We start from the raw sequence: 1657 nt of genomic DNA, 5'->3' as shown, positions 1-1657 counted from the left end.
ACGGACCAGAGTTAGAACCTCAAGATTGCCAGGGTGGTATTTCAAGGATGGCTCCACGCAGACTGGCGTCCACGCTTCAAAGCCTCCCACCTATCCTACACAAGCAAGCTCAAAGTCCAGTGCAAAGCTACAGTAAAGGTTCACGGGGTCTTTCCGTCTAGCCGCGGATACACTGCATCTTCACAGCGATTTCAATTTCACTGAGTCTCGGGTGGAGACAGCGCCGCCATCGTTACGCCATTCGTGCAGGTCGGAACTTACCCGACAAGGAATTTCGCTACCTTAGGACCGTTATAGTTACGGCCGCCGTTTACCGGGGCTTCGATCAAGAGCTTCGCTTGCGCTAACCCCATCAATTAACCTTCCGGCACCGGGCAGGCGTCACACCCTATACGTCCACTTTCGTGTTTGCAGAGTGCTGTGTTTTTAATAAACAGTCGCAGCGGCCTGGTATCTTCGACCGGCATGAGCTTACGGGGTAAACCCTTCACCCTCACCGGCGCACCTTCTCCCGAAGTTACGGTGCCATTTTGCCTAGTTCCTTCACCCGAGTTCTCTCAAGCGCCTTGGTATTCTCTACCCGACCACCTGTGTCGGTTTGGGGTACGGTTCCTAGTTACCTGAAGCTTAGAGGCTTTTCCTGGAAGCATGGCATCAACCACTTCTCCTTCTAAAAGAAGGATCGTCATCAGCTCTCGGCCTTGACCGTCCGGATTTACCTAAACAGTCAGCCTACCACCTTAAACTTGGACAACCAACGCCAAGCTGGCCTAGCCTTCTCCGTCCCCCCATCGCAGTAACTAGAAGTACGGGAATATTAACCCGTTTCCCATCGACTACGCCTTTCAGCCTCGCCTTAGGGACCGACTCACCCTGCGTCGATTAACGTTGCGCAGGAACCCTTGGTCTTTCGGCGTGCGAGTTTTTCACTCGCATTGTCGTTACTCATGTCAGCATTCGCACTTCTGATACCTCCAGCAAGCTTCTCAACTCACCTTCACAGGCTTACAGAACGCTCCTCTACCGCATCACCAAAGGTGATACCCGTAGCTTCGGTGCCTGGTTTGAGCCCCGTTACATCTTCCGCGCAGGCCGACTCGACTAGTGAGCTATTACGCTTTCTTTAAAGGGTGGCTGCTTCTAAGCCAACCTCCTAGCTGTCTAAGCCTTCCCACATCGTTTACCACTTAACCAGGACTTTGGGACCTTAGCTGACGGTCTGGGTTGTTTCCCTTTTCACGACGGACGTTAGCACCCGCCGTGTGTCTCCCATGCTCGGCACTTCTGGGTATTCGGAGTTTGCATCGGTTTGGTAAGTCGGGATGACCCCCTAGCCGAAACAGTGCTCTACCCCCCAGAGTGATACATGAGGCGCTACCTAAATAGCTTTCGAGGAGAACCAGCTATCTCCGAGCTTGATTAGCCTTTCACTCCGATCCACAAGTCATCCCCTGCCTTTTCAACGGAAGTGGGTTCGGTCCTCCAGTCAGTGTTACCTAACCTTCAACCTGCTCATGGATAGATCGCCCGGTTTCGGGTCTATTCCCAGCGACTAAACGCCCTATTAAGACTCGCTTTCGCTACGCCTCCCCTATTCGGTTAAGCTCGCCACTGAAAATAAGTCGCTGACCCATTATACAAAAGGTACGCAGTCACC

The 1657-nt window shown here is 52.9% G+C and carries 1 rRNA gene; it reads right to left on the bottom strand.

Annotation, left to right across the window (positions count from 1 at the left end):
• Nucleotides 1-1657, bottom strand: a 23S ribosomal RNA gene (locus RCF34_RS22780); the annotation flags it as partial.

It is taken from the genome of Pseudomonas sp. 102515, assembly GCF_031085165.1.
Taxonomy (GTDB): domain Bacteria; phylum Pseudomonadota; class Gammaproteobacteria; order Pseudomonadales; family Pseudomonadaceae; genus Chryseomonas.
Note: the sequence above shows the minus strand (reverse complement) of the source record. Positions and strands in the feature narration are given on the sequence as shown.